The sequence below is a fragment of the Allosphingosinicella sp. genome, from assembly GCF_059502505.1.
In genome coordinates this window covers 434,079-459,154 of record NZ_JCACEU010000016.1, presented here as the reverse complement: position 1 = coordinate 459,154, position 25,076 = coordinate 434,079, and the positions used below count along the sequence as shown (strand labels likewise).

Annotated in this window: 26 protein-coding genes; 9 read left to right on the top strand and 17 right to left on the bottom strand. The window is 67.6% G+C overall.

Annotation, left to right across the window (positions count from 1 at the left end):
* Window positions 1-64: 64 nt before the first annotated feature.
* From gspI to AC5JBD_RS10560, 7 genes are read right to left on the bottom strand one after another with little or no spacing between them, the layout of a single operon-like run.
* A complete protein-coding gene (gene gspI / locus AC5JBD_RS10590; RefSeq protein ID WP_495721759.1) occupies window positions 65-445 on the bottom strand; it encodes a type II secretion system minor pseudopilin GspI in 381 nt (126 codons plus the stop codon).
* Window positions 417-899: a GspH/FimT family pseudopilin gene (locus AC5JBD_RS10585; protein WP_495721758.1), complete on the bottom strand. Its 483-nt coding sequence runs from the start codon at window positions 897-899 to the stop codon at window positions 417-419. The genes gspI and AC5JBD_RS10585 overlap by 29 nt, the downstream gene beginning before the upstream one ends.
* Window positions 877-1,275, bottom strand: coding sequence for a type II secretion system major pseudopilin GspG (gspG, locus tag AC5JBD_RS10580; RefSeq protein WP_495721757.1), 399 nt, complete (start codon window positions 1,273-1,275; stop codon window positions 877-879). The genes AC5JBD_RS10585 and gspG overlap by 23 nt, the downstream gene beginning before the upstream one ends.
* Before the next feature lie 3 nt (window positions 1,276-1,278).
* Entirely contained in the window at window positions 1,279-2,505 is a 1,227-nt protein-coding gene (gene gspF, locus AC5JBD_RS10575; protein ID WP_495721756.1) for a type II secretion system inner membrane protein GspF, read from the bottom strand.
* Window positions 2,498-4,012: a type II secretion system ATPase GspE gene (gspE, locus tag AC5JBD_RS10570; RefSeq protein ID WP_495721755.1), complete on the bottom strand. Its 1,515-nt coding sequence runs from the start codon at window positions 4,010-4,012 to the stop codon at window positions 2,498-2,500. The genes gspF and gspE overlap by 8 nt, the downstream gene beginning before the upstream one ends.
* Window positions 4,009-6,171, bottom strand: a complete 2,163-nt coding sequence (gene gspD / locus AC5JBD_RS10565; RefSeq protein ID WP_495721754.1) for a type II secretion system secretin GspD — start codon at window positions 6,169-6,171, stop codon at window positions 4,009-4,011. Before gspD ends, gspE begins: the two co-directional genes overlap by 4 nt.
* Window positions 6,168-7,013 carry a type II secretion system protein N gene (locus tag AC5JBD_RS10560; protein WP_495721753.1) on the bottom strand — a complete coding sequence of 282 codons (846 nt, stop codon included), beginning with the start codon at window positions 7,011-7,013 and terminating at the stop codon, window positions 6,168-6,170. The genes gspD and AC5JBD_RS10560 overlap by 4 nt, the downstream gene beginning before the upstream one ends.
* 142 nt (window positions 7,014-7,155) lie before the next feature.
* Here AC5JBD_RS10560 and AC5JBD_RS10555 point away from each other — a divergent pair, with 142 nt between their 5' ends.
* Window positions 7,156-7,773, top strand: a complete 618-nt coding sequence (locus AC5JBD_RS10555; RefSeq protein ID WP_495721752.1) for a prolyl hydroxylase family protein — start codon at window positions 7,156-7,158, stop codon at window positions 7,771-7,773.
* Window positions 7,774-7,869: 96 nt separating this feature from the next.
* On the opposite strand, the gene AC5JBD_RS10550 is transcribed toward AC5JBD_RS10555, so the two are convergent.
* The 6 genes from AC5JBD_RS10550 to AC5JBD_RS10525 are packed head-to-tail and all read right to left on the bottom strand — an operon-like array spanning window position 7,870 to window position 14,088.
* Window positions 7,870-8,634: a prepilin peptidase gene (locus AC5JBD_RS10550; RefSeq protein WP_495721751.1), complete on the bottom strand. Its 765-nt coding sequence runs from the start codon at window positions 8,632-8,634 to the stop codon at window positions 7,870-7,872.
* Window positions 8,627-9,469 carry an HpcH/HpaI aldolase/citrate lyase family protein gene (locus AC5JBD_RS10545; protein ID WP_495721750.1) on the bottom strand — a complete coding sequence of 281 codons (843 nt, stop codon included), beginning with the start codon at window positions 9,467-9,469 and terminating at the stop codon, window positions 8,627-8,629. Before AC5JBD_RS10545 ends, AC5JBD_RS10550 begins: the two co-directional genes overlap by 8 nt.
* Window positions 9,466-9,918: a MaoC family dehydratase gene (locus AC5JBD_RS10540; protein ID WP_495721749.1), complete on the bottom strand. Its 453-nt coding sequence runs from the start codon at window positions 9,916-9,918 to the stop codon at window positions 9,466-9,468. Before AC5JBD_RS10540 ends, AC5JBD_RS10545 begins: the two co-directional genes overlap by 4 nt.
* The gene (locus tag AC5JBD_RS10535; protein ID WP_495721748.1) at window positions 9,918-12,173 is read right to left on the bottom strand and encodes an ATP-binding protein; all 2,256 of its coding nucleotides are present in this window, start codon (window positions 12,171-12,173) and stop codon (window positions 9,918-9,920) included. Before AC5JBD_RS10535 ends, AC5JBD_RS10540 begins: the two co-directional genes overlap by 1 nt.
* Before the next feature lie 8 nt (window positions 12,174-12,181).
* A complete protein-coding gene (locus tag AC5JBD_RS10530) occupies window positions 12,182-13,777 on the bottom strand; it encodes a carboxyl transferase domain-containing protein (RefSeq protein ID WP_495721747.1) in 1,596 nt (531 codons plus the stop codon).
* Window positions 13,774-14,088, bottom strand: a complete 315-nt coding sequence (locus tag AC5JBD_RS10525; protein ID WP_495721746.1) for a hypothetical protein — start codon at window positions 14,086-14,088, stop codon at window positions 13,774-13,776. The genes AC5JBD_RS10530 and AC5JBD_RS10525 overlap by 4 nt, the downstream gene beginning before the upstream one ends.
* A gap of 162 nt (window positions 14,089-14,250) precedes the next feature.
* Here AC5JBD_RS10525 and AC5JBD_RS10520 point away from each other — a divergent pair, with 162 nt between their 5' ends.
* The gene (locus tag AC5JBD_RS10520) at window positions 14,251-16,299 is read left to right on the top strand and encodes a M13 family metallopeptidase (protein ID WP_495721745.1); all 2,049 of its coding nucleotides are present in this window, start codon (window positions 14,251-14,253) and stop codon (window positions 16,297-16,299) included.
* A 138-nt stretch (window positions 16,300-16,437) separates the two neighbouring features.
* Here AC5JBD_RS10520 and AC5JBD_RS10515 read toward each other — a convergent pair whose 3' ends face one another.
* Together AC5JBD_RS10515 and AC5JBD_RS10510 are read right to left on the bottom strand one after the other, a co-directional pair.
* Window positions 16,438-16,785, bottom strand: a complete 348-nt coding sequence (locus AC5JBD_RS10515; RefSeq protein WP_495721744.1) for a hypothetical protein — start codon at window positions 16,783-16,785, stop codon at window positions 16,438-16,440.
* A complete protein-coding gene (locus tag AC5JBD_RS10510) occupies window positions 16,782-17,936 on the bottom strand; it encodes an isovaleryl-CoA dehydrogenase (RefSeq protein ID WP_495721743.1) in 1,155 nt (384 codons plus the stop codon). Before AC5JBD_RS10510 ends, AC5JBD_RS10515 begins: the two co-directional genes overlap by 4 nt.
* A 124-nt stretch (window positions 17,937-18,060) precedes the next feature.
* Here AC5JBD_RS10510 and AC5JBD_RS10505 point away from each other — a divergent pair, with 124 nt between their 5' ends.
* Window positions 18,061-19,254 (top strand): acetyl-CoA C-acyltransferase, encoded by a 1,194-nt coding sequence (locus AC5JBD_RS10505; RefSeq protein WP_495721742.1) that lies wholly within the window; start codon window positions 18,061-18,063, stop codon window positions 19,252-19,254.
* A gap of 83 nt (window positions 19,255-19,337) precedes the next feature.
* Window positions 19,338-19,871 carry a hypothetical protein gene (locus AC5JBD_RS10500; RefSeq protein WP_495721741.1) on the top strand — a complete coding sequence of 178 codons (534 nt, stop codon included), beginning with the start codon at window positions 19,338-19,340 and terminating at the stop codon, window positions 19,869-19,871.
* A 75-nt stretch (window positions 19,872-19,946) separates the two neighbouring features.
* On the opposite strand, the gene AC5JBD_RS10495 is transcribed toward AC5JBD_RS10500, so the two are convergent.
* Entirely contained in the window at window positions 19,947-20,723 is a 777-nt protein-coding gene (locus AC5JBD_RS10495; protein WP_495721740.1) for a PEPxxWA-CTERM sorting domain-containing protein, read from the bottom strand.
* A gap of 209 nt (window positions 20,724-20,932) precedes the next feature.
* On the opposite strand from AC5JBD_RS10495, the gene AC5JBD_RS10490 reads away from it, so the two are divergent.
* The 5 genes from AC5JBD_RS10490 (at window position 20,933) to AC5JBD_RS10470 (ending at window position 24,819) form a co-directional block, all read left to right on the top strand.
* Window positions 20,933-21,178: a hypothetical protein gene (locus tag AC5JBD_RS10490; RefSeq protein WP_495721739.1), complete on the top strand. Its 246-nt coding sequence runs from the start codon at window positions 20,933-20,935 to the stop codon at window positions 21,176-21,178.
* A gap of 73 nt (window positions 21,179-21,251) precedes the next feature.
* Complete coding sequence (locus tag AC5JBD_RS10485) at window positions 21,252-21,812, top strand: NADPH-dependent FMN reductase (RefSeq protein WP_495721738.1); 561 nt, start codon at window positions 21,252-21,254, stop codon at window positions 21,810-21,812.
* 387 nt (window positions 21,813-22,199) lie between these two features.
* Window positions 22,200-22,574 (top strand): hypothetical protein, encoded by a 375-nt coding sequence (locus AC5JBD_RS10480; protein ID WP_495721737.1) that lies wholly within the window; start codon window positions 22,200-22,202, stop codon window positions 22,572-22,574.
* Window positions 22,575-22,579: 5 nt separating this feature from the next.
* On the top strand, window positions 22,580-23,056 hold the full coding sequence (locus AC5JBD_RS10475) for a hypothetical protein (RefSeq protein ID WP_495721736.1): 477 nt from the start codon (window positions 22,580-22,582) through the stop codon (window positions 23,054-23,056).
* 533 nt (window positions 23,057-23,589) lie between these two features.
* Complete coding sequence (locus AC5JBD_RS10470) at window positions 23,590-24,819, top strand: hypothetical protein (protein ID WP_495721735.1); 1,230 nt, start codon at window positions 23,590-23,592, stop codon at window positions 24,817-24,819.
* Here the strand turns inward: AC5JBD_RS10470 and AC5JBD_RS10465 are convergent.
* On the bottom strand, window positions 24,788-25,075 hold the full coding sequence (locus AC5JBD_RS10465; protein ID WP_495721734.1) for a PilZ domain-containing protein: 288 nt from the start codon (window positions 25,073-25,075) through the stop codon (window positions 24,788-24,790). The two genes, AC5JBD_RS10470 and AC5JBD_RS10465, sit on opposite strands and share 32 nt — an antisense overlap.
* Between the last annotated feature and the right edge of the window lies 1 nt (window position 25,076).

Below are 25,076 nucleotides of genomic sequence, written 5' to 3'. Positions count from 1 at the left end.
GGGCCCCCTCCACCATGCTTCGCATGGTCCCCCTCCCCGTTCCGGGGAGGATTTAGGCACCGCCTCATTCCGCCGCCCTTCGGAAGATTGTCAGCCGCGCGCCTTCGGGCCCGACCTGGCTCTGCACGGCGATGTCGATCTGTTGGATGCGCGGCTCGGGCGAGCGGGCGACGGTGCGCGTCCAGCTCCAGTTGCGGCCGCCATTCGCTGCCTGGCCGCTCTCGCGGCCGAAAGCCGGCGCCACCGGATCGGTCATCGCTTCGACCGCGAGATTGCGGGCGACGATCTGCGCCATCGCTTGGTCCTGCAGCCGTGCGGTGTTGGCGACCGTTGCCCCCTCGAGCCGCAGCAATGCGAGCGCGGCAAGGCTGAAGATCGCCAGGGCGACCAGCATCTCGATGAGCGTGAACCCTGCCTCACGCTCCGACATGGATGCTGCCGTCATGACTTATGTCGACCACCACCTGCTCGTCGTCGCGCCTGAGCACGAGCTGCGCCGGCTCCGCCGCGCCCGTGGAATCGAACACGATCCGCGCTGCGCTCTGCTCCGTGACCGCCGCCGCAGTGCCTTCGATCCAGGTCTGGTCGGGGCCGATCGGCTGCCATCCGGAGCGCTCGCGCCGGTCGAAGCCGTAGCCGGCATTCGTCACCCGCACCGACGTCGCGCGCGCGTCCATGATCGCCCGCTCCTGCGCTGCCTTGGCGCGCGCCGCGAACCGCTCGGCTTCCTGGACCAGGCTGCCGCGCGGGTCCGGTATCGCGAGCACGACGACCGCCGACATCATGCCGATGATGGCAAGCACGATCAGCAGTTCGACCAGCGTGAAGCCGTGCTCGGCGGAAGGCCGCAATGGCGTGAAGCCGGTCTGCCGCGCTCTACCAGTTGCCGATGTCCGCATCCTCGCCCTCGCCGCCTTCGGCTCCGTCGGCACCCAGGCTGTAGATGTTGAACGGCGCCCCGTTCCGGCCCGGCGCTTCGTAGCGATAGGGATTGCCCCACGGATCGTCCGGCAAGCGCCTGATGAACCCTTCGGTGACCAGAGCCTGCAGCCCGTCGCCGCTCGGATAGTTCATGCGGTTGAGGCGGTACATCTCGACGCCCTGCTCGAGCGTCGCGACGTCGGCCTTGACCTTGGTCGCCGCCGCCTTGTCCGTTGCCGGGGCGACGTTGATCACCACCACCGTGGCGAGAAGGCCGATGATGACGATCACCACCATCAACTCGACGAGCGTGAAGCCATCCTCGTCATCGGCGCGGCGAAGGCAAATCTCCATATTCTATCCTACTCCGCCCGCGAGCGTGTCCAATTGGAGGATCGGGAGCAGGATCGACAGCACGATCAGGGCGACGATCGCTCCCATGACGACAATGATGGCGGGCTCGAGCAGCGACAAGGCGGTCGCGGTGAAGGCGTCGAACTCCCGCTCGAGATAGTCGGCGGCGCGCTCCAGCATGATGTCGAGCTTGCCCGACGCCTCTCCGCTCGCCGCCAGATAGACCAGCAAGGGCGGGAACACGGCAGCGCGCCTCAAGGCCGCGGAGAGGCTGCCGCCGGTGCGGATCGCCTCGGTGATGTCTTCCGAAGCGACCCGCAGCGCCCTGTTGTGCACCGTCTGAGTGGTCAGCCTCAGCCCCTCCAGCAGCGGCAGCCGGCTGGCCACCATGGTGGACAGCGTCCGTGCCATGCGCGCGGCGTGGAGATCGCGCAGCAGCCGCCCGATCAGCGGCAGGCGCAGCAAGGTGCGATCGAAGCGGAGCCGCAGCGTCTCCTCCTGGAGAGCGCGCGCGACCAGCAGCGCAAGTCCGACCAGCGCCAGCGCCAGCCCCCACCACCAATTGGCGAGGAACTCGGAGAGGGCTATCACGGCCCGTGTGAGAAACGGCAACTCCTGCCCCACATCCTCGAACTGCTCGACCACTCGCGGCACCACGAAAATCATCAGCGCCATCACCACGAAGCTGGCGACGATGGCGAGGATGATCGGGTAAGCGAGCGCGCTCGTCACCTTCGAGCGCACCTGCGCCTGCCGCTCGAGCAGATCCGAGAGTCGGTCGAGGATCCGTGGCAGCGTGCCCGAGCTTTCGCCCGCCGCGACCATCGCCCGGTAGAGCGGCGGGAAGCTCGCCGCCTCCCGCGTCATCGCCTCCGACAGCCGCCGCCCCTCGACAACGCCGGCATGGACCGACAGCAGGATCGAGCGCACCTGCTCCTTCTCCGCCTGCCGCCCGATCGTCCGCAGCGACTCCTCCAGCGGGCTGACCGAGATGAGCGTCGCCAGTTGGCGGGTGAAGAGGGTCAGCTGCTTGGCGTCGAGCTTCCTCCGCACCAGCAGGCCGCGCGACAGCAGGGGCGCCGCCGCCGCTCCGGTCGCCCGTTCCATCCGCACCACGTAGAGCTTGCGCGCGCTCAGCGATGCGCGGGCATCCTCCACGCTCGCGGCCCGCACCGATCCCCGCCGCTCCCGCCCGGCGGTGTCGAGCGCCAGATAGTCGAAATCAGACATGCTCGGTTTCGCGACGCGAAATCCTGACAGCTTCCTCGGCGGTCGTCACCCCCTCGCGCACCAGCGAGCGCGCGGCGGCGCCGAGATTGGGAGCATGCCGGAAGGCATGGCTTGCAATCGCCGCCTCGTCGCCGCCGGCATTGATCAGCCGCCGGATCGTATCGTCGACCCGCACCGCCTCGAACACGCCGATCCGGCCGCGATAGCCGCTGTTCGAACATTCGCCGCAGCCCCGCGCCTCGTAGATGATCGTGCCACTCTCGAAGCCGAGCAGCGCACTCACCGAGCCCGTCGCCTGCACCGGCTGCCGGCAATTGGGGCAGAGCCGCCGCACCAGCCGCTGCGCGATCACCGCGCGCAGCGTCGAGGCGAGCAGGAACGGCTCGATCTTCATGTCCCGCATGCGCGTGATGGCGCCGACCGCATCGTTGGTGTGGACGGTCGACAGCACGAGATGACCGGTGAGCGAGGCCTGCACCGCGATGTCGGCCGTCTCGCGGTCGCGGATCTCGCCGACCATGACCACGTCCGGGTCCTGGCGGAGGATCGCGCGCAGCCCCGTGGCGAAGGTCAGGCCGACCTTGTCGTTGACCTGGGTCTGGCCGACGCCCTCGACCGCATATTCGACCGGATCCTCGACCGTCAGGATGTTGCGCGTGCCGTCGTTCAACTGCCTGAGGCCGGCGTAGAGCGAGGTCGTCTTGCCCGATCCGGTCGGGCCGGTGACGAGGACGATCCCGTTCGGCTCCGCCAGCGCCTCGCGATAGAGGCGCTCGACCTCCGCCGGCATGCCGAGCACCTCGAGGTCGAGGCCGGCATTGTCCTTGTCGAGGATGCGCAGCACCACCCGCTCGCCCGCCCGGCTCGGCAGCGTCGAGACGCGCACGTCGAGCAATTTGCCGCCCAGCGTCAGCCCGATCCGCCCGTCCTGCGGCACCCGCCGCTCGGCAATGTCGAGGCGCGCCATCACCTTGATGCGCGAGACGACCACCGGTGCGACGTGCGGCGGCATGCGCAGCGTCTCGCGCAGCACCCCATCCACCCGCATCCGCACGACAAGCCCACTCTCGTAGGGCTCGATATGGATGTCCGACACGCCCTGCCTCGCCGCGTCGGCGATGATGCCGTTGATGAGGCGGATGGCGGGCGCATCGTCGGCGCTGTCGAGCAGATCGTCGGCGGTCGGCAGATCGGTGGCGAGCGAACTCAGCTCGTCGCCCAGCCCCAGCGTTCCCGCCGCATGCGCCGCCGCCTGCCCGTCCATCGCATAACGTTCGGACAGGATGCGGTCGAAGCTCTCCGGCGGCGACATCTGAACGTCAAACGGCCGTGCGAGATAGCGCCGCACCTCGATCAGCGCGCGCGGCTCGCCGCCCTCGCGCATCGCCACGACCAGCTTGCCATTCTCCTCGCCGAGCAGCGCAACGCCGAAGCGCTTGGCGAAGCCGTAGAGTATGTTGACCGGCAGCGAGGCTTCGGCGCCCGTTACGGATACCGTTTCGATCATTGCGCCGGCGGCGTCACGACCGCGTCGCCCGGCCGCACCGCGGGCGCATAGAGCGCCGGATCGACGGCCGGTGCCGGCGGCGCGGGCGGCGGCGGCGCCGCGCCCATATATTCGCGGACCAGCTCGTCAATGATCGGCTCCTGGTTCGGGTTCTGCAGGAACTGCATGTTGCGGATATAGCCGTAGCGGCGCTGCGACATCTCCCGCGCATCCTCGGCCGAGCGCAGGATCGTCGGGCGGATGAAGACCATCAGGTTAGTCTTCTCGCGCTGCCGCCCGCGCGATTTGAACAGATTGCCGATCCCCGGGAGATCGCCGAGGAACGGGATCTTCTCGATCGTCCGCCGCTCATTGTCGTTGAGCAGGCCGCCGATGCCGATGATGTCGCCGTCGTCGACGACGATCGAGGTCTCGATCTCGCGTTTGTTGAGGATGAGGTCGGCCGAGGCGCGTCCCCCGACCGTGCCGGCCACTGAGCTCACTTCCTGGCGGATGTCGAGCTTTACGGTGTCGCCCGCATTGATCTGCGGCGTTACGTCCAATGAGATGCCGACATTCTGGCGCTGCACGGTGCGGAAGGCGTTGTCGAAATTGTCGGACAGCGCCTCGCCCGTCGTCACCGGCACTTCCTGTCCGGCGAGAAAGTGCGCGGGCTGATTGTCGATCACCGTCACCGACGGTGTCGCCAGCAGGTTCGACTTGTTGTCCGACTGCACCGCATTGACGATAGCGCCGAAGATGGCGTTGCCCGCGCGGAAGCCGACACCGAGCAGTCCGGTTCGTGCACCGAGGATTTCCGCCGCCGCCGCTTCCTCGAGCGCGTCGGCGATCGGCGAGCTTTCGGTCGTGGTCACGACCTCGCCGTTCACCGTCGTCGTCGAGGTGCGCAGGTCCTGCGCCGCGATCGCGCCGGCAATGGTGGCGATGTTCGGTGAGGCGTTCGAATAATTGGTGACGGCGAACGGGATGGCGCTGCCCTTGGTGCCGGCGAGCAGGAGCTGCACTCCAAGCTGTTTGGCCGCCGTGTCGGAGATCTCGACGATGATCGCCTCGACCAAAACCTGCGGCCGGCGCACGTCGAGCTGGCGGATGACCTCGCCGATCTGGCGCTGGATGTCGCTCGGTGCCGCGATGACGATCGCATTCGCGCCCTCGAAGCGCGTCACGACGGCCGACTTCCCGCCGAACAGGCCGGCGCCCGCGGGCGGCGCGGCGCTGACGATTGGCGGCGGAGGCGCGGTTTCCGTCATGGCAGTGGTCGTCGTCCCGCCCAATGTCGTGCGGCGACCGGTGCTGACCGGCGTCCGGGAAACGGCGCGGGAGGGCGGCGTCGCAGCCTGCCCCAGCAGTTGCTGGAGCACAGGCAGCAATTGCTCGGCATCCGCATGCTGGAGAAAGATGACCCTCAGCTCCGTCCCGCTCGCCGCACGCCGGTCGAGGTCGCGCGCGATCTCGACCATCCGCGCCACCGTGGCGGCGTCTCCCCGCAGCGCGATCGAGTTGGCGCTGTCGACCGGCACGATGGAGACGCCCGCGCGGCCGCCTTCCTGCGCCACCAGCGCGGTGAGCGCATCGGCGATCTCGCGCGCGCCGGCATTTTCCAGCTCCAGCAGCCGCGTCGCCGCCGTGTCGCGGTCGATATTCGCGATGATCTGACGCACGCGCCCGACATTGTCCGCGAAGTCCGCGACGATGATCGAGTTCCTGCTGCCGGTCACCGATCCTTCGCGGCTGACCAGCGGCCGAACCGCCTCGATCGCGGTCGCGGGGTCGATGCTGCGCAGGCGGATGATCTCGGTGACGAAGCTGCTCGGGCTCGTCGCGCGCCGTCCGACGCGGCCCGCGGTGGTGGCGGCAGTCGCGACCGGCTGAATGCGCAACGCGCCGCCCGGCGCGGGCGCGGCGACCAGGCCATTGGCTCGCAAGGTGGAGAGGAACAGCTCGAAATATTCCGAACGCGACAGCGGCCGCTGCGTCACCACGGAGACCCGGCCCTGGACGGCCGGATCGATGATGAAGGTTCGACCCGTCACCCGCGCCGCATCCTCGATGAAGGCGCGGATGTCCGCCTCCCGGAAATTCAGCACATATTGGGACGAGGCCGGCATCAGAGGCGCCGACACCAGAGCCAGGGCGAGAGCGATCGGAAGTCGCTTCATTGGCCGGCCCTCACGCGGAGCGATAGGGTCCGCCCTCCCCGCTCGACCTCGACATTCGCCTCACCGCCGCCTTCGAGTTGGGCCGCGATGGCGCGCCCCTGCTCGACGGAGCTGATGCGCTGGCCGTTGACCGACGTCACGACGTCCCCCGGCTGGAGCCCCGATCGACCAAGCATGGCGCCGCTGCCCTGGATGGTGACGCCGGTGACCTGGCCGCCTGCGACCCGCGGGAGGATCTGGACCGGCGCAGGCGGAGAGCTCTCCGTCCGCATAGTCCCGATCGGCGGCGGCGCCACCTGGGGCGGCGGGGGCGGAGCGGCAACGGCGGGAGGTCCGCCGCTCGGCGCCACGACGGTCGCCGGCGTCGACTGGTCAAGATAGAGCTGCTCGGCCGTCCCGCCGCGCGAGACGGTGACACTGTCATAGCCGACGGCGGTCAGCCGGACGCCCGGAATGACTTCCTCACCGACCGCGAAGCTCCTCTGCTGGCCGTCCGGCGTGCCGATGATCGCCGAACCACGTCCGGAAGCGCGGTCCTCCCGGACGCCGAACAGCTTGAGGTTGAGCGAGGTGACCACCACCGGCGCGCCGCCGCCGGCGCTCAGGCGGAAGAAAGGATCGAAGCCGCCCAGCACCGCGCTGGCCCCCGGCGCCACCGGACGCAGCGCACTCCCCGCCTTCCAGTCACCGACGGGACCGAGCGGCGTCACCAGCGTCCACACCAGCCGCGCGCATTGCAGCGCTAGCAGCGAGAGGACGACGAGCTCCATCGCCGAATAGACGGTGTTCCGCGGAAGCCGCCTGAGCAGCCGGCGCGCACGCGGATCCAAGGCTAAACGCATCGATACTCCCCACCCCAGAGGCGCGTAGGAGGCTATCATGACACAGCGTTTGAGGAAATGTGACAACAATCTGACGCTTAGGATGCGCTGCGGCGCGCGAATCCACGCTGGCGCAGGGTGGCGGCGCTGCTAGTTTCGGCTGATGCAGACCGCCGCCACCATCGCCGCTCATGCCGGCGTGCAACGGGTTCCCTCGCCCAAGCTCAACCTGTTCATCCGCAAGCGCTTCCTCGACGAGGCGGAATGCGCGGAGATCATCGGGCTGATCGACGAGAAGAGACGGCCCTCGACCATCGCCGACGATCTGGGCGATCCGACCTTCCGCACCAGCGAGACCTGCGACCTTGACGGCACGCACCCCGCAGTCGCCGCGCTCGATGCGAAGATCATCGCCCTCACCGGGCTCGACCCGGCGCATGGCGAGCCGATCCAGGGCCAGCGCTATGCGGTTGGACAGGAGTTCAAGGCTCACACCGACTATTTCGAACCGGGCGGCGCCGACTACCCGATCTATTGCTCGGTCGCCGGCAACCGCACCTGGACTGTGATGATCTATCTGAACGACGTCGGCGCGGGCGGCGCGACCCGCTTCACCACCATCGGCAAGACGGTGCAGCCGGAGCTCGGCAAGCTGCTCGCATGGGACAATTGTCTGGCCGACGGCAGCGTCAATCCCAACACCATGCACCACGGCATGAAGGTGCGCGCGGGCGTCAAATATATCGTGACCAAGTGGTTCCGGGAGCGGCCCTGGGGCTGAAGCGGCCGGCGGGAGAAGGCTCGGGCGGCGAGTCTAGGGAACCACGCCGCCCGAAGCCTCTTTATGCCGGCCGCTGGTTGAATCCCCGCTGAACGCCTAGCCAGCGATCAGCAGCCAGATCGGCCACGCTGCAAGCGCCGTCAGGGTGCCGAGCGGAAGCCGGTCGGTCGCGGCGACCTTGGTGCCGCGCAGCCGCATGACCAGGATCGCAGCGAGCCCGATCAGCCCCGCCCCCAGCAGCACGAACGGAAGCTGCGCCCAGCCGAGCCAGGCGCCGATCGCCGCGAACAGCTTCGGGTCGCCGCCCCCGAGCCCTTCGCGCCCGCGCAGGCTTCGGTAGGCCCAGGCAATCAGCGCCAGCGATGCGAACCCCGCCACCGCCCCGATAATCCGCAACTCAAGCGGCGGCCCGATGCCGAGCCACCCGACCGCGAGTCCGGCCGGGATCAGCGGCAGCGTCAGCCGGTCCGGCAGCCAGTGATGCTCGACATCCAGGGCCGCGAGCAGGAACAGCCACCAGCCGAACAAAGCTGTGAAGATCGCGATCGGCAGCGGGTGCGCCGCGATCGCGGTGAGGCCGATCAGCGCCGCTCCCGCTTCCGCCGCGAGGTGCTTGCGATCGATCTCCGCCCCGCAGCGGCGGCAGCGGCCCTTGACCAGGAAGTAGGAGAGAATCGGGACGAGGTCGCGGGCGCCCAGCTTCTCGCCGCACGAATCGCATTGCGACCGACCCCGCAGCACCGATCGCCCCGAGGGCCAGCGCACAAGCAAGGCGGCAAGAAAGCTGCCGACGATCGCGCCCATCACGAAGCCGAGCGCGGTCCACGCCCCGCCGGGCAGGCCGGCAAAGCCTTCAGTCACGGACGGCGTCGAGCGTCCGCTGTGCCTGCACCAGATGCGGCCGGTCGATCATTCTGCCGTCGAGCGACAGCGCCCCAGCGCACGGATTCGCCTCGAACGCAGCGACCACCGCGCGGGCATGCTCGACCTCCGCCTCGCTCGGCGTGAAGGCCGCGTTGATCACCTCTACCTGCGCCGGGTGGATCGCCATCATGCCCGTGAAGCCGTCCCGCCACGCCCGCGCCGCATAGGCGGCCAGTCCCTCGAGGTCCCGAAACGCGGGATAGACCGTCTCGATCGGCGCCACTCCCGCCGCGGCCGCGCCGAACAGGCAGAGCGAGCGCGCCAGCTCATAGGGTGGGGTGAAGCGGCCATCCTCCTCGCGGCTGGTCGACGCCCCGATCGCGGCGGGCAGGTCCTCGGCCCCCCAGGTGAGCCCGGCGAGCCGCTCTGCGCCGCCATAGCTGCCGAGCTGGAACATCGCCGCCGGCGTCTCGGTGGCGATGGCGAGAATGCCGGCATGGACGATGTTCGCCGCATCGAGTCGGCGGGCAAGTTCCGAGACCGAGGCTCCGCCTTCCGCCTTGGGGAGAACGATGCCGGCCGGCTGTCCCGTAGCGATCGCGGCAAGATCGTCGGCGCAAGCCTCGCTGTCCAGCGGGTTGATGCGCACCCAAAGCGGCGCGTCCGGGTTGGCGGCCAGAAAATGCGCCACCTGCTCACGCGCCTCAGCCTTCGCCGCCGGCGCCACTGCATCCTCCAGGTCCAGGATCAGCGCATCGGCGCCGGTCCCCAGCGCCTTCTCCATCCGGTCCGGCCGGTCGCCCGGCACGAACAGGAGCGAGCGCAGCCTCACCCCGGCCTCCGCTGCATCAGCGCCGTGCGCTCGCAGACGCAGACCAGCTCGTCCCGCTGGTTCAGCATGCGGTGCTCGAACGTGACGATCCCGGCGTCCGGCCGCGACCGCGATTCCTTGAGCCCAGTCACCTCGGTCTCCGCCCGTAGCGTATCGCCGATGAAGACCGGCTTCGGCATCCGCACCTTGTCGTAGCCGAGGTTCGCGATCAGCGTGCCGAGCGTCGTATCGCCGACGCTGAGCCCCACCATCAGCGCGAAGGTGAAAGTGCCGTTGACGACGATCCGCCCGAACTCGGTCGCACCCGCATATTCCGCATCGAGATGCAGCGGCTGCGGATTGTGCGTCAGCGTCGAGATGAGCAGGTTGTCGGTCCCGGTCACCGTCCGGTGCGGCTGGTGCTGCAGCCTGTCGCCGATCGTCCACTCGTCGAAATAGCGCCCGGGCATCAGTCCCCGTCCTTCTCGATGCGCACGAGCAACGTGCCTTCGGTCACTTGCTCCCCCGCATTCGCATTCAGCTCCGCCACCTGCCCGTCGAACGGCGCGGCGAGGCTGTGCTCCATCTTCATCGCCTCCAGGGTCAGCAGCTTCTGCCCCTTGGTCACCCGGTCGCCCTGCCGCACATCAACCGCAATCACCCGCCCCGGCATCGGCGACAGCAAGGTGCCGTCAGAAGCGCCGCCGGCCCCTGCCCCGCCACCGCTGCCCGGCAAGCCGAAGGCGAAGGCCTGCCCTTCGGAGAAGACCAGCATCGTCTCGCCATGCGCCGTCGCGACGCCCTCGATCGCCTCGTCGCCACCCGCGGCGAGGCTGCGCGTCTCGTGCCCGTGGCGCAATGCGACGCGGAGGTCCGCCGCGGCATTGGCGCGGAAGCCCTGCAGCGCCGTCCACGGGTCGAGCGTCTCGAACCGCCCGCCGAAATCGGAGGCGAGCATCGCATTCGCCGCGAGCGCCCAGACGCCTTCCGGCGGCGCGGGATCGGGCACCAGGCTGTCGATCTTCGAAGGGATGAAGGCGGTATCCACCTCCCCCGCCCGAAAATCCGGATCCGCCGCAGCGCGGGCGAGGAAGGCGGCATTGGTCTTCACCGGCCACACCTCGACCTGCTCGAGCACGTCCACCAGCCGGTCGATCGCCTCATCCCGCGTGGCGCCGGTCGAGATCAGCTTCGCGATCATCGGGTCGTAATAGGGACTGATCCGGTCGCCTTCCTCGACGCCCGTATCGACCCGAATCAGCCCGCCGAGCACGAAATGGTCGAGCCGCCCCGTCGAAGGCAGGAACTCATGCGCCGGATCCTCGGCGTAGAGCCGCGCCTCCATCGCCCAGCCGCGGATCGACAGCTCCTCCTGCCTCAGCGGCAAGGGCTCTCCGGAAGCAACGCGGAGCTGCCATTCGACCAGGTCCTGCCCGGTAATCTCCTCGGTCACCGGATGCTCGACCTGGAGCCGCGTGTTCATCTCCATGAACCAGATCCGGTCCGGCTTCAGCCCCTCCGAGGCATCGGCGATGAACTCGATCGTCCCCGCGCCGACATAGTCGACCGCCTGCGCCGCCTTCACCGCCGCGCCGCACACCGCCGCCCGCGTCGCCTCGTCCATGCCCGGCGCCGGCGCTTCCTCGATCACCTTCTGGTGCCGCCGCTGCAGCGAGCAATCGCGCTCAAAGAGGTGGACGACGTTGCCATGGCTGTCGCCGAACACCTGCACCTCAATATGCCGTGGCCGCAGGATATATTTCTCGATCAGCACCCGATCGTCACCGAACGAAGCCGCCGCCTCGCGCTTGCAACTCGTCAGCATGTCCGCGAACTCGGCGGACGCATTGACCCGCCGCATCCCCTTCCCGCCGCCGCCCGCCACGGCCTTGATCAGCACCGGATAGCCGATCGCATCGGCCTCGCGCTGCAGCCTTTCGGGGCTCTGATCCTCCCCCAGATAGCCAGGCGTGGTCGGCACCCCCGCCTCGTCCATCAACTTCTTGGCCGCATCCTTCAGCCCCATCGCCCGAATGGAGGACGGCTTCGGCCCCACCCAGACCAGCCCCGCATCGATCACCGCCTGCGCAAAGTCCGCATTCTCGGACAGGAACCCATATCCCGGATGAATCGCCTCCGCCCCCGTTTCGCGGGCGGCAGCGATGATCTTCTCCCCGATCAGATACGACTCGCGTGCCGGGCTCGCCCCAATATGCACCGCCGCATCCGCCTCCCGCACGTGCAGCGCCTTCGCGTCCGCATCGGAATAGACCGCGATCGTGCGGATACCGAGCCGCCGGGCGGTGCGGATGATCCGGCACGCGATCTCGCCCCGATTAGCAATTAGTAGGGACCCGATCAGCTTTGGGTGAGCCTGTGTGGCCATCTTCGAGTCCGGCTCCACGATGAGCTCCATTTCGCGGCGTCTGAAGTCATGTCCCGCTGCCGTCGAAGCTTGCAACCCGGCCTCGGTCAGCTGCCAAACGCCGTGCCGGCTATTATCGAGCAGGCCTCGCTCGACCAGGTGCTTCCTGGCGGTGCGCACGCGATTGTCCCAATGCCTCTCATTCTGAAACGGCATCAGGGCAGATTGATCGGCGATGCTCAGGCCGAAGAGCTCTCCGAGCGGCCGATAGATGTCACTGGGGCGACCTCCACCTCCAATTTGCTGAAGATGATGGAGCAGCGCCTCCTCGACATCCGGCGTCTTAGGCAATCTGAACATCGGTTGCCTCACATCCTGAAGATGCCGAACTGCGCCCGCTCGGGGATCGGCCCGTTCAGAGTCGCTGCGAAGGCGAGCCCCAGCACGTCTCGCGTCTGTGCCGGATCGATGATGCCGTCGTCCCACAACCGCGCCGTCGCATAGTAGGGGTTGCCCTCATCCTCATACCTCTGCCGGATCGGCGCCTTGAACGCCTCTGCCTCCTCCGGCGTCCACCGGTCGGCATCCTTGTGCACCGTCGCCAGCACGCTCGCCGCCTGCTCGCCGCCCATCACGCTGATCCGGCTGTTGGGCCAGGTGAACAGGAAGCGCGGGCCGTAGGCGCGGCCGTTCATGCCGTAATTGCCGGCGCCGAAGCTGCCGCCGATCAAGACCGTCACCTTCGGCACCTGCGCGGTCGCCACCGCCGTCACCAGCTTTGCCCCGTCCTTGGCGATGCCGCCCGCCTCATATTTGCCGCCGACCATGAAGCCGGAGATGTTCTGCAGGAACAGCAAGGGCGTCCGCCGCTGGCAGGCAAGCTCGATGAAATGCGCGCCTTTCAAGGCGCTCTCGCTGAACAGGATGCCGTTGTTCGCCAGGATCGCGACCGGCATGCCCCAGATGCGAGCAAAGCCGCACACCAAGGTCGAGCCATACAGCGGCTTGAATTCGTGAAACTCCGACCCGTCGACGATCCGGGCGATCACCTCGTGCACGTCATAGGGCGTGCGCACATCGTCCGGAATGATCCCATAGAGCTCCTCCGGGTCGAATTTCGGCTCCACCGGCTCCGCCAGATCGAGATCGACTGCCTTCACTGTGTTCAGCCGCCCCACGATGCTCCGCACGATGCTGAGCGCATGCTCGTCATTCTCGGCAAGATGATCGACCACTCCGGAGCGCCGCGCGTGCAGATCGCCGCCGCCCAGATCCTCGGCCGAGATCACCTCCCCCGTCGCCGCCTTCACCAGCGGCGGCCCGCCGAGGAAGATCGTGCCCTGGTTGCGCACGATCACCGTCTCGTCGGACATGGCCGGCACATAGGCGCCGCCTGCCGTGCAGCTCCCCATCACGCAGGCGATCTGCGCGATGCCCTGCGCGCTCATCTGCGCCTGATTGTAGAAGATGCGACCGAAATGCTCCCGGTCCGGAAACACCTCCGCCTGGTGCGGCAGGTTCGCGCCGCCGCTGTCGACCAGATAGACGCAGGGCAGCCTGTTCTCCCGCGCAATCTCCTGTGCCCTGAGATGCTTCTTCACCGTCAGCGGAAAATAGGCCCCGCCCTTCACCGTCGGGTCGTTGGCGACCACCATCGTCTCGCGCCCGGAGACGCGGCCGATCCCGGCGATCATCCCCGCCCCCGGCGCCTCGTCCTTGTACATGCCGCCCGCGGCAAGCTGTCCGATCTCTAGGAAAGGCGACCTCGGATCGAGCAGCCGCGTCACCCGGTCGCGCGGCAGCAATTTGCCGCGGCTCACATGCCGTTCGCGATGCTTCTCCGGCCCGCCGAGCGCGGCCTCGGCAACCCGCTCCCTCAGCTCCTCCGCCAGCCGCCGATTGTGCGCAGCAAATCTGCGGTAAGTCTCCGATCCGTCATCGATCTTGCTGGTGAGCTGGCTCATGCGCGCCCCTCTGCCGCAGCCTCACGCTCCTCGAACTTCTCGACCGCCTGCTCCACCGCCTTCATCTTCCGCCGGTTCTTGGGGCTCAGCAGATATTGATAGATGCCGAGCGCGTTGACCGCGAAGAGGATGATGTTCTGCCACATCAGTCCAGCGGTATCGTCCATCTGGGCGAAGATGATCCAAGCGACGTTCATCGTGCAGAACAGGACGAAGCCGAAGCCCGTCACCTTCCGCCCGAAATCGCCCGCCAGCATCAGCGCCGCGATCACGCCGCTCACCGTCGCATACCATTCGAGGATGTCCGCCATGCTCATGCAGATCCTGGCATGCTGAAGCGGCTCCCCTTGTTGGCCCTCTAAGCGGCGCACTGCCTAGCCGCCCGGCACCGGGATGGGAAGCGTCTAGGCAGCGGCATCGTCCCCGCTTAAGAAAGCGGCGGGGATGCCACCGCGTTCAACCAGAAAGCCCACATGAAGAGATCCAAGCTGCTCGCAGCCGCCTTGCTGCTCACCACCGCCGCACCCGCTCTTGCCTTCCAGTCCACCGGAACCGTCGGCGTCGATCTCCAGGGCATCGACCGCAATGCCGCGCCAGGCGACAGCTTCGACGATTATGCCAACGGCGCCTACAAGGCCCGCACCGAGATCCCCGCCGACCGCACCTCGATCGGCACCTTCGTCACGGTCGCCGAGCTGGTCGAACGGCGCAACATCGACATCATCACCGGCGCTGCCAGGGGCCAGGCCGCCGCCGGCAACGACGAGCGTCGGATCGGCGACTATTATTCCGCCTATCTCGACACCGCCGCGATCGAGCGCCGCGGCGCCGAGCCGCTGAAGCCGGTCTTCGCCTCGATTGACGCCGTCCGCGACAAGCGCGCCCTCTCGCGCCTGCTCGGCACCACCATGCGCGCCGACACCGATCCCTTGAACGCCACCAACTTCTGGACCGAGAATCTGTTCGGCATCTTCGTCGCCCAGGCGCCCAAGGATCCGAGCCGCAACGTCGCCTATCTTCTCCAGGGCGGCCTCGGCATGCCCGAGCGGGATTATTACCTCTCCGACACCCCGGCAATGACCGAGGTGCGCGGCGCCTACCGCACCTATATCGCCAACATGCTGACGCTCGCCGGCGTCCCGGACGCCGCCACCCGCGCCGCCCGCATCTTCGATCTCGAGACCAAGATCGCCCGCGCCCATCTCTCCGCCGTCGACGCCCAGGACGCGAAGAAGGCCGAGCTCTGGACCCGCGCCGACTTCAGCCGCAAGGCGCCCGGCATCGACTGGGCCGCCTTCTTCGACGGCGCGAAGCTGGGACAGGAGAAGGACTTCATCGCCTGGCACGCCGCGCCGACCACCGGCATCTCCGCCCTCGTCGCGAGCGAGCCGCTCGACGTCTGGAAGGACTGGCTGAAATTCCACACCGCCAGCCGCTTCGCCGCCGTCCTGCCCAAGGCCTATGACGACCTGCGCTTCTCCTTCTACGGCCAGACCCTGTCCGGCCAGAAGCAGCAGCGCCCGCGCGAGAAGCGCGCCATCAGCGCCACCAGCGGCGCGCTCGGCGACGCCGTCGGCAAGATCTATGTCGAGCGTCACTTCCCCGCGAAGAACAAGGCCGACATCGAGCAGATGGTCGCCAACATCAAGGCGGCGTTCGACCGCCGCGTCCAGGGCATCGACTGGATGGCCCCGGCCACCAAAGCCGAGGCCCGCCGCAAGATCGAGACACTGGAAGTCGGCGTCGGCTATCCCGAGACTTGGCGCGATTATACCAGCTTCGACGTCCGCCCCGGCGACGCCTTCGGCAATGCCTGGCGCGCGCAGGAGGAGGAATATGCGCACCAGATCGCCAAGCTCGGCAAGCCGGTCGATAAGCGCGAATGGTGGCTCTATCCGCACACTGTGAACGCGGTCTTCCTGCCGCTTCAAAATGCGATGAACTACCCGGCCGGCATCCTTGAGCCGCCTTTCTACGACGCCAGCGCCGACCCAGCCTTCAATTATGGCTCAATCGGTTCGGTGATCGGTCATGAAGTCAGCCACAGCTTCGACAATCTGGGCGCCGATTTCGACGCCGACGGCCGCGTCCGCAACTGGTGGACCCCGGCGGACCTGGCGAAGTTCAAGGCCGCCGGCGACGCTTTGGTGAAGCAGTACGACGCCTATCAGGTCTTCCCGGACCTCAAGCTCAACGGCGAGCTGACGCTCGGCGAGAACATCGCCGACCTCGCCGGCCTCGCTGCCGCCTACGACGCCTACAAGGCCTCATTGGGCGGCAAGGAAGCGCCGGTGATCGACGGCCTCACCGGCGACCAGCGCTTCTTCATCGCCTACGGCCAGAGCCGCCGCGGCAAATATCGCGACGCCACCCTGCGCCAGCTCGTCGCCACCGACGGCCACAGCCCCAGCCGCTGGCGCGCCGAGATCGTGCGGAACCTGGATGCCTGGTATTCGAGCTTCGATGTGAAGCCGGGCGAGAAGCTCTACCTCGAGCCGGAAGCCCGCGTCCGGATTTGGTGAAAAGCCTCTCCCCCCTTGCGGGGGAGAGGTTGGAGAGGGGGGTGCGCGACGCAGTCGCGCGCCGGCCTTACGCCCAGCACCCCTCCCGACCCTTCCCGCAAGTGGGGAGGGAGAAATTCAGGGCGCCCGATCAGGAATTTACATGGACGCTGCGAGGGACAGCAACCCCGCCGCAGTGAAGAGCGGCCCGCTGATATGCCGCCCGCGCGTCATCCCGAGCGACAGCAGGCCGAGCAGCAGATAGGCCGCGCCGATCAGCCGGACGATGACGATCGGCGTTCCCGGCCAGGCGACGGTCAAAGCCGTCAGCACCATCAACAAAGTCGACATGTGCCAGGTGAAGCGGACCGCCCGGCCGACGCGCGGCATGGCCGCAAAGGCGCCCTTGGCCAGCAGCGGCATGATCATCCGCCGCTCGCCGAGCACCGAGTGGATGGCGCCCGTCGCTGCGATGACGATTGCCGCCGCCACCGCCAGCAGGTTCATGCCGCGCCGATCAGCTCGCGCCCGATCAGCATCCGGCGGATCTCGTTGGTGCCTGCGCCGATGTCGAGCAGCTTGGCATCGCGCATGTAGCGCTCGACCGGCCAATCCTTCGTGTAGCCGGCGCCGCCCAGTGCCTGGATCGCCTCCAGGCTCACCTTCACCGCGCTCTCCGACGCCAGCAAAATCGCCCCCGCCGCATCGAACCGCGTCGTCTTCCCCGCATCGCAATTCCTGGCGACCGTATAGACGTATGCCCGCGCCGAATTCAGCGCGACATACATGTCCGCCACCTTCGCCTGGATCAGCTGGAACGCCCCGATCGGCTTCCCGAACTGCTTCCTCTCCCGCACGTACGGAATAACCACGTCGAGGCACGCCTGCATGATCCCGAGCTGGATGCCCGCGAGCACCGTCCGCTCATAATCGAGCCCTGACATCAGCACCCCGACGCCGCCATTTTCCGGCCCCATCACATTCTCTTCCGGCACCTCGCAGTCGTTGAACACGAGCTCCGCGGTGGGCGACCCGCGCATCCCCATCTTCGGGATCTTCTGTCCGATCGAGAAGCCCGCCATGTCCTTCTCGATGATAAAGGTGGTGATGCCGCGGCTCCCCTCGCCAGTCTTCGCATAGACGACGAGTGTGTCGGCATAGGCCGCATTTGTGATCCAGAATTTGGTGCCGTTCAGCACATAGCCGCCCTGCACCTTCTCCGCCTTGAGCGTCATCGAGACGACGTCCGACCCCGCCCCCGCCTCGCTCATCGCGAGTGAGCCGACATGCTCGCCGGAGATGAGCTTGGGCAGATACTTCGCCTTCTGCTCCGGGTTCGCCCAGCGCCTGATCTGGTTCACGCACAGGTTCGAATGCGCACCGTAGCTGAGCCCGATCGAGGCCGACGCCCGCGCCACTTCCTCCTGCGCCACGACATGCTCGAGATAGCCGAGCCCGAGCCCGCCATCCTCCTCCGCCACGGTGATGCCGTGCAGCCCAAGCTCTCCCATCTCCGGCCACAGCTCGGTCGGGAACCAGTCCTCCTCGTCGATCCGCGCGGCCAAGGGCGCGATCCGATCGGCGGCGAAGCGGGCGGTGGTCTCGCGGATGGTGTCGGCCATCTCGCCGAGGGCGAAGTCGAGCCCGATCTCGGACATGTCTCTCTCCTGTTTGCCCGGCGCCCTAGCAGAGCCCGCGAAGTTTGAACAAGCGCCGCTCCCCGCCTATGTGCAGCGCCAACACCCCCGCTCGTCCGAGCGACAACGCTGGAGCGCTGCACACATGGCCACCGCTGCCGACCCGATCGTCATCCTCTCCTATGCCCGCACCCCGATGGGCGGCTTCCAGGGCCAGCTCGCCGGCGTGCCCGCGACGGAGCTCGGCGCCACCGCCGTCCGAGCCGCGATCGAACGCGCCGGCGTCTCGGGTGATCAGGTCGACAAGATCTTCATGGGCTGCGTCCTCCCCGCCGGCCTCGGCCAGGCCCCTGCCCGCCAAGCCGCGTTGGGCGCCGGTCTCCCCAAGTCGGTCGAGGCGACCACCATCAACAAGGTCTGCGGCTCCGGCATGCAGGCCGCCATGTTCGCCCACGACATGATCGCCGCCGGCTCCGCCGACCTGATCGTCGCCGGCGGCATGGAGTCGATGTCGAACTCCCCCTATCTCATGAAGAAGCACCGCGCCGGCGCCCGCATCGGCCACGACACGGTTTACGACCATATGATGCTCGACGGCCTTGAGGACGCCTATGATGCCGGCCGCGCCATGGGCACCTTCGCCGAGGACGCCGCCCGCGAATATCAATTCACCCGCGCCCAACAGGACGATTACGCCATCGAATCCCTCCGCCGCGCCACCGAAGCGATCAGGAGCGGCGCCTTCGACCGCGAGACCACGTCCGTCACCGTCACCACCCGCAAGGGCGAGGACGTGGTCACCTGCGACGAGCAGCCCGGCAAGGCCAATCCGGAGAAGATCCCGAACCTCAAGCCCGCCTTCGCCAAGGACGGCACCATCACCGCCGCCAACGCCTCCAGCATCTCGGACGGCGCCGCGGCCCTGATCGTCACTCGCCAAAGCGTCGCCGACCGCCTCGGCGTCAAGCCCGTCGCCCGCATCATTGCCCACGCCGCCCACGCCCAGGCGCCCAACAAGTTCACCTCCGCCCCCGTCCCCGCCGTGCAGAAGGCGCTGGAGAAAGCCGGCTGGAGCGTCGGCGACGTCGACCTCTGGGAAGTCAACGAAGCCTTCGCCTGCGTCGCCATGATCGCGATGCGCGATCTCGGCATCTCCCGCGAAGTCCTCAACGTCCACGGCGGCGCAACTGCGTTGGGCCATCCCATCGGAGCATCAGGCGCCCGCATCCTCGCCACCCTGCTGTCGGCGCTCGAGACCCACGGCCAGCGCCGCGGCCTCGCCACCCTCTGCATCGGCGGCGGCGAAGCGACCGCGATGGCGGTGGAGCTGATGAACTAGGCCCGCCGCGGGCGGAACGTACTGATTCACAGACCGTTCTCCGGCTCGGGCATGCGCCCGTTTCCCAAGCCGCAGGAGTAGTTATGAATCACATCGTATCCGCCGTGTTCGACAGTCATGCCGAGGCCGAGCGAGCCGTTTCTGAACTGCGCAGCGCCGGCGTGCGCGACAGCGCGCTCTCCGTCATCGCCCGCCGCGATTCTGGTGACGGTGACTATGGCGACGCCAACACCCATGAGGCGAAGGAGAAGGGCGAAGGCTTGCTGAAGGGCGCGCTTGGCGGCGCCGGCGTCGGCGCTCTGCTCGGTATTGCCGCGCTCGCCATCCCGGGCGTCGGCCCGCTCGCCGCTGCCGGCGCGATCGCCGGCTCGGCCATTCCCGAAGGCGCCGCCATCGGCGCCGGCGCGGGCGCTCTGGCAGGCGGGCTTTCCGGCCTCCTCACCAAGCACGGCGTCAGTGAGGAAGACGCGAGCTACTATGAGGAGCGCATCCATGGCGGCGGCGTGTTCGTCTCTGTCGACACCGGCGACGCCGGCATCGACCGCACCACCGCCCAGGACATCCTCTATCGCCATGGCGGCCACAGCGCGTCCCGCGCCCGCACGTCGGCGATGTGACGATCGACTGAAGCGAACAGCAAAACGCCGCCGGTCTCGCGACCGGCGGCGTTCCTTTGCTCGAAGAGCAGCGGATCAGGCCAGAGCGGTCGCGCTGGCGGCCTTGCGGCGCCGCATCGAGAAGCCGACCGCGCCGAAGCCGGTGATCAGCATCGCCCAGGTCGCGGGCTCCGGCACGACGCCAGTCTCGAAATTGTAGGTGGTGGAGCCGTTCAGCGTCGCGATCGTGACGTTGTCGGCAAAAGCATGGTAGCCGATCCCGGCGCCGCCGCCGCTGCCGACGCTGATGCCCGCGACGAACGAACCAGTGTCGAGGAACGACGCCCAGTCCGCGATCGTCTTGCCCTGGTTCACGTTGCCGCCGGTGATGTAGAATTTGTCGTTGACGCCCGAAGTGTACCAATTGCCCGGGTTGGTCTGCGTCCCGTAGACGCCGTTATAGGCGCCCTCCCAGATCAGCTCCTTGCGCGAGTTCGAGCCCGCATCGAAGATGTGCAGCCGCAGCGCCGGCGTATAATCCGCATTATACGGATTGGTCGAACCCGCCGCGATCATCCAGTCGAAGGTCAGCGCGGTGACGTCGCTGAGGTCATAGAGCTTGGTGCTCCCTGCATTTGGATAGATGGTGCCGGTGGCGAAGCGGGTGCGGTCGCCGGTCAGCTCCAGCGAGCCGTTGCCGCTGCGCGCTGCGGTGTCGGTGATCTCCGCGGTCGCGCCGAGGCGCGATTCGAACGGCAGGTTGTTCCAGCCCCCGGAGGTCGGCGTCACCACGGTGACGGCCGCCTGGGCCGCGCCCCCAAGCGCGCTGGCCGCCAGCAATCCGGCAGCGACGATCATGCTGAACTTGCGCATCTTTTCCCCCTACGATGAATCGATCGCTCGCATGGATAACGGATTATTAAATTTTCAAAAGCCCCCTTTTTTTGTTTTTTACATTCGGCACCAAAGCGGCACACTCTCGTCCAAACCCTTCCCTCCGCCGCGTGCGGATCACGCTCGCATCGCTGCGGGAAAGGCGCTAATCTGCGCCGGCCAGCGTTGCCATCAATGGGAGAAACGACATGGCACATCTAATGGTCGCCGCTCTGGCAATCACCGCCGCCGTCCAGCCGATGCCCGCGACGGGGCCCGAACCGGGCATGACCGCCCCGGCCGCAGGCGCGAGCGCCAGATATTGCATGCGCGTCGAGCGGATCACCGGCAGCCGTGTCGAGCCGGTCCGCTGCTGGACCCGCCAGATGTGGGCCGAACAGGGCGTCGACGTCGACAAGGATTGGGCCAAGGAAGGCGTCGCCGTCCTGAGATGAAGCGCGGCGGTCCGCGACGCAGGTGATTGCAAGAAGGTTCGCGGCTCGACGATTCTCGCGCTAAGCCGTGCCCATGATCATCACCGGCATCTCCGGGAGCGCCCGCCGCGCCTCGCTCAACACCGCCCTCCTGCACGCCGCCGCGGACCTGCTCCCCGAGGGGGTCGAGCTCCGCCGCCACACCATTGCCGGCATCCCGCTCTATGACGGCGACGTCGAGACCGAGAGCGGCATCCCCGCCTCCGTCGTCGCGCTGAAGGAGGCGATCGCCTCCGCCGACGCGCTCCTCCTCGTCACGCCCGAATATAACAATTCGATCCCCGGCCCGTTCAAGAATGCCATCGACTGGGCCTCGCGCCCCTCGTCCGACATCCCGCGCGTCTTCGGCGGCAAGCCCGTCGCCCTGATCGGCGCCTCCCCCGGCGGCTTCGGCACGATCCTGTCGCAAAATGCGTGGCTTCCGGTCCTGCGCACCCTCGGCTGCACCTTGTGGACAGGCGGCCGACTGATGGTCTCGAGCGCTCGAACGGTGTTCGATGAGGAGGGCAAGCTCACGGACCAGGCCGTAGCGGCAAGGCTTCAAGCCTATCTGAAAGGATTTGCGGTCTTCGCTCAAGCCACTTCGCAAGCCTAGTCGCTCTTGGCGTTCTCAGCCCACTCCAGTGTTCCCGGCCAGGGGTCATCGGAATGTCGGCTATGGGTGGAAAGCGGACATAGCTTTGGCGGGCGGAACGCCTGCTCGTGGACGCTTGCTGCTTGGCGGCTTTCGGACATACGACACAAGTAAGCTGACATTCGCGACACAATGGCCGGCACTTCGAACAGGCATTGCTCGCGACTGGAGCCGTGAGCCGGGAATTGCCAATCGCACCCCACGTTCTACAGGCGGACTTCAGCTGGTGGCGTGCGCGCGCGCGGCCGCCGGACGGGAGGAAGAACGATGGCTAAACACGTTGAACGGTCCACGCGATCTGCCTCTCGGCTCGCTCCATTTGCCCTGGCCTTGATCTTGTTCACCGGAGTGGCCCATTCTGCCGCTTCCCAACCGCGGCGGCTGGCCACCTTCGCGAACCCGATCGACCTGCCCTACCGCTACCAGCCGCGCACGCGCGGGCCCTCGTATCGCGAGGCGGCTGACCCCACGATCGTGCGCTTCAAGGGGCGCTACTGGCTCTTCGCCTCGCATTCGAAAGGCTATTGGTGGTCTACGGACCTGCGCAACTGGACCTTCGTGGAAGGCCGCGGCTACAGCGTCAATCGCTTCGCCCCAACGGTGATCGTGTCCGACGGCAAGCTCTACCTGACGGCCAGCGAGCGCACGAAAAAAATATGGGTCACGGACGATCCGATGAACGGCGAGTGGTCCGAGGCCGCCGATATCTCGCCGGGCTACTGACCGGCTTGCCGCGCGACAGCAGCATCCAGCCAGTCAGCTCGCGCTTGCCATCGGACAAATCGGCGAGCGGGCGCGACGCTCCTCATGACTATCAGGTGCTGGCGAGGGCGCAGCGGGCGAGGTTCGTGCGCATCCGCAACATCCATTCGCCGGATGATCAGAAGTTCTCGCTCTACGACCTGCGCGTGTTCGGGATCGGTGACATGCCACTGCCGGGTCGGGTCGTTTCGGGCAGTGGTCGGCGTGATACGGCTGATCCCCGCAAGGGCGTCGTTTCGTGGCAACGCGCGCAACGGGCCGAGTTCTATGTCGTGCGCGTGGGTACGCGGCCTGACCTGCTGATCCAGAACTATCAGGTCTATGACGGTGCGACATCGTTGCCGCTGACGACGCTGAATGCCGGCACGCGCTATTACTTCTCGGTGGATACTGTGAACGAGCGCGGCATCACGCGCGGGAAGGTTGCCGGCACCGTCGAGTGATCGTGCCGGCACCTTCGGCGCCGTTAGGGTAGAACGACCGGGCTAGGGCGTACAGCCGCCAAAGCGGGACATTAGCTTCAATGGGTGCTTTCACCGGCTCTTCCACGATCGCCGCCACGCAGGAAGCCGCCCAATCGCTGACATCATGGTTGCCTGAACGAACGGCACCAGCCAGATGCGCCGGCGTGCAGGTGAACAACCGGAATTGGCCGATTAACCGCTGAAGGCACCGTCTGCTAGGGGTCAAAAGCAGACACTGGGCGGAACGCTGGGGCTTTCCTACAGCCTCACCTTTATGGTTCATACTGCCAAATGGCAGAGAACCACATCGTGCATGAGAGCGCCCTCACCGAGGCGGCGACCTATGAGCCCGCCTCTCCTTTCCATTCCAGCCTGAGCGACGTCGAAGCGCAGACCGACGCCGACGACGACGGCGCGTTCCCGACTTCGACTCCGAAGAAGAGGCCAAGGCTTTTTATCGGGGCCTTTCGCATGGCATACGCTGCGCCGGGCGCGAGCCGGGGCATCCGCACATGTCGACGGACTTCAGCCTCGATCTCACCCGCGATCCCGCCGCTCCCGGTCTCGTCTCCGCCAAGCTGATCGAGGCCTGGCCCGAAGACCCGAAGGCGGACCCCAAGCCGCTGCGCGCGCCGCGCCACGACGGCTGGACGCCCGACCGCGAGCGCCTCTTCCTCGACACGCTGGCCCAGACCGGCGTCGTCGCCGACGCCTGCCGCGCCGTCGGCATCAGCCGCGACAGCGCCTATGGCTACCGGAAGCGTGCCGCCGGCCGCGTATTCGCGCTCGCCTGGGACGCGGCGATCCTGATTTCCCGCCGCGTCATCGCCGACGACGTGATCTGCCGCGCCCGCCACGGCGTCGTCGATCGCATCTACAAGGACGGCCAGCTCGTCGCCGAGCGCCACCGCTACGACAACCGCCTCACCATGGCCGTGCTCACCCGGCTCGATCGCCTCGCCGAAGGTCAGGGCGAAGGCGCCGCCGTCGCCAACACGATCGCCGGCGAATGGGATCAGTTCCTCGACATCGTCCAAGCCGGCGGCGACGGCGCCGAGGCCTTCCTCAGGGCACGCACCTCTCCTCCCCAGCATTCGCCGCGGAATGCGCGCCGCGCGGTTGAAGGGCCTGCGCCAAAGGAGCAGGAGGAGGCAGAAGAACTGGAATCCAGCGCCTCCCTCCTCGCCCGCCTCACCGCCTACAAGAAGTTCGAGGTCGGCCTGCCCCACGAGATCCGCACCGCCGATCTCGCTCCGGCAAAGATGTCCGCATGGACCCAGGAGCAATGGGCGCGCGCAGAGTTCAGCGGCTTCCTCGACCGCCTGCCTGCGGACGCCTGGCCGTCGGAAGCGCTTTCCGGCGAAGCCGACGGCACAGATGGCATGTGTCGGAGTCGTCAGCTTTACCTCGAACGCCACGGCGCCGAGCCTGCCGGCGAGGCTGCGGTTGCGGAGGACGAGGAGGACGAACTCGCCAATTGCGAGGTCTGGGAGGTGGAGGATGGCGAGTTCCGGACCCACTTCCCGCCACCGCCCGGCTTCGACCTCTATGAGGCAGGCGAACCGGGCGACCCGGATTATCAGCGCGCGCTGACGCCGGCCGAACTGGCGGCGATCGGCGCCGATCCCGAGGCTGTGGCGCTCGAATGGGGGCGCGGACGGACGGAGCGGCTGGCGCTCGAAGCTGAGGCGCGCGACCTGTATTTCGGCTTCACGCCGCCGTCCGAGGAGGATCCGATGTGATCGCCGCCAGCGCCCCCACCTGCTCCGCGCTCAGCTGCCGCTCGAACAGCAGCCCGAATCGCTTGCCCTCGCTCCAGCGCACCGCCGCGTCGCGCACCACGCCGGCGCATTCCACCCGCACCTGCGCGCCCTTGGCCACCGGCTCCTGGGCATGGACGAGCGCGCCTGCGGCCGAGACGTCGAGCAGGTGGACACGGCGCGCGCGGCCGTCCGCGACCAGCATCGCCGGCTGGAAGACCTTGACCCTCTTTGCCACG

Excerpts from the sequence above, each read along its gene's own strand:
- gspG (WP_495721757.1), bottom strand. The coding sequence starts at position 1,275 with ATGGAGATTTGCCTTCGCCGCGCCGATGACGAGGATGGCTTCACGCTC.
- AC5JBD_RS10470 (WP_495721735.1), top strand. The coding sequence starts at position 23,590 with ATGTCGACGGACTTCAGCCTCGATCTCACCCGCGATCCCGCCGCTCCC.
- AC5JBD_RS10585 (WP_495721758.1), bottom strand. The coding sequence starts at position 899 with ATGCGGACATCGGCAACTGGTAGAGCGCGGCAGACCGGCTTCACGCCA.
- AC5JBD_RS10530 (WP_495721747.1), bottom strand. The coding sequence starts at position 13,777 with ATGAGCCAGCTCACCAGCAAGATCGATGACGGATCGGAGACTTACCGC.
- AC5JBD_RS10525 (WP_495721746.1), bottom strand. The coding sequence starts at position 14,088 with ATGGCGGACATCCTCGAATGGTATGCGACGGTGAGCGGCGTGATCGCG.
- gspF (WP_495721756.1), bottom strand. The coding sequence starts at position 2,505 with ATGTCTGATTTCGACTATCTGGCGCTCGACACCGCCGGGCGGGAGCGG.
- AC5JBD_RS10520 (WP_495721745.1), top strand. The coding sequence starts at position 14,251 with ATGAAGAGATCCAAGCTGCTCGCAGCCGCCTTGCTGCTCACCACCGCC.
- AC5JBD_RS10495 (WP_495721740.1), bottom strand. The coding sequence starts at position 20,723 with ATGCGCAAGTTCAGCATGATCGTCGCTGCCGGATTGCTGGCGGCCAGC.
- AC5JBD_RS10500 (WP_495721741.1), top strand. The coding sequence starts at position 19,338 with ATGAATCACATCGTATCCGCCGTGTTCGACAGTCATGCCGAGGCCGAG.
- AC5JBD_RS10490 (WP_495721739.1), top strand. The coding sequence starts at position 20,933 with ATGGCACATCTAATGGTCGCCGCTCTGGCAATCACCGCCGCCGTCCAG.
- gspE (WP_495721755.1), bottom strand. The coding sequence starts at position 4,012 with ATGATCGAAACGGTATCCGTAACGGGCGCCGAAGCCTCGCTGCCGGTC.
- gspD (WP_495721754.1), bottom strand. The coding sequence starts at position 6,171 with ATGAAGCGACTTCCGATCGCTCTCGCCCTGGCTCTGGTGTCGGCGCCT.
- gspI (WP_495721759.1), bottom strand. The coding sequence starts at position 445 with ATGACGGCAGCATCCATGTCGGAGCGTGAGGCAGGGTTCACGCTCATC.
- AC5JBD_RS10560 (WP_495721753.1), bottom strand. The coding sequence starts at position 7,013 with ATGCGTTTAGCCTTGGATCCGCGTGCGCGCCGGCTGCTCAGGCGGCTT.
- AC5JBD_RS10535 (WP_495721748.1), bottom strand. The coding sequence starts at position 12,173 with ATGTTCAGATTGCCTAAGACGCCGGATGTCGAGGAGGCGCTGCTCCAT.
- AC5JBD_RS10515 (WP_495721744.1), bottom strand. The coding sequence starts at position 16,785 with ATGAACCTGCTGGCGGTGGCGGCGGCAATCGTCATCGCAGCGACGGGC.
- AC5JBD_RS10485 (WP_495721738.1), top strand. The coding sequence starts at position 21,252 with ATGATCATCACCGGCATCTCCGGGAGCGCCCGCCGCGCCTCGCTCAAC.
- AC5JBD_RS10540 (WP_495721749.1), bottom strand. The coding sequence starts at position 9,918 with ATGCCCGGGCGCTATTTCGACGAGTGGACGATCGGCGACAGGCTGCAG.
- AC5JBD_RS10505 (WP_495721742.1), top strand. The coding sequence starts at position 18,061 with ATGGCCACCGCTGCCGACCCGATCGTCATCCTCTCCTATGCCCGCACC.
- AC5JBD_RS10510 (WP_495721743.1), bottom strand. The coding sequence starts at position 17,936 with ATGTCCGAGATCGGGCTCGACTTCGCCCTCGGCGAGATGGCCGACACC.
- AC5JBD_RS10555 (WP_495721752.1), top strand. The coding sequence starts at position 7,156 with ATGCAGACCGCCGCCACCATCGCCGCTCATGCCGGCGTGCAACGGGTT.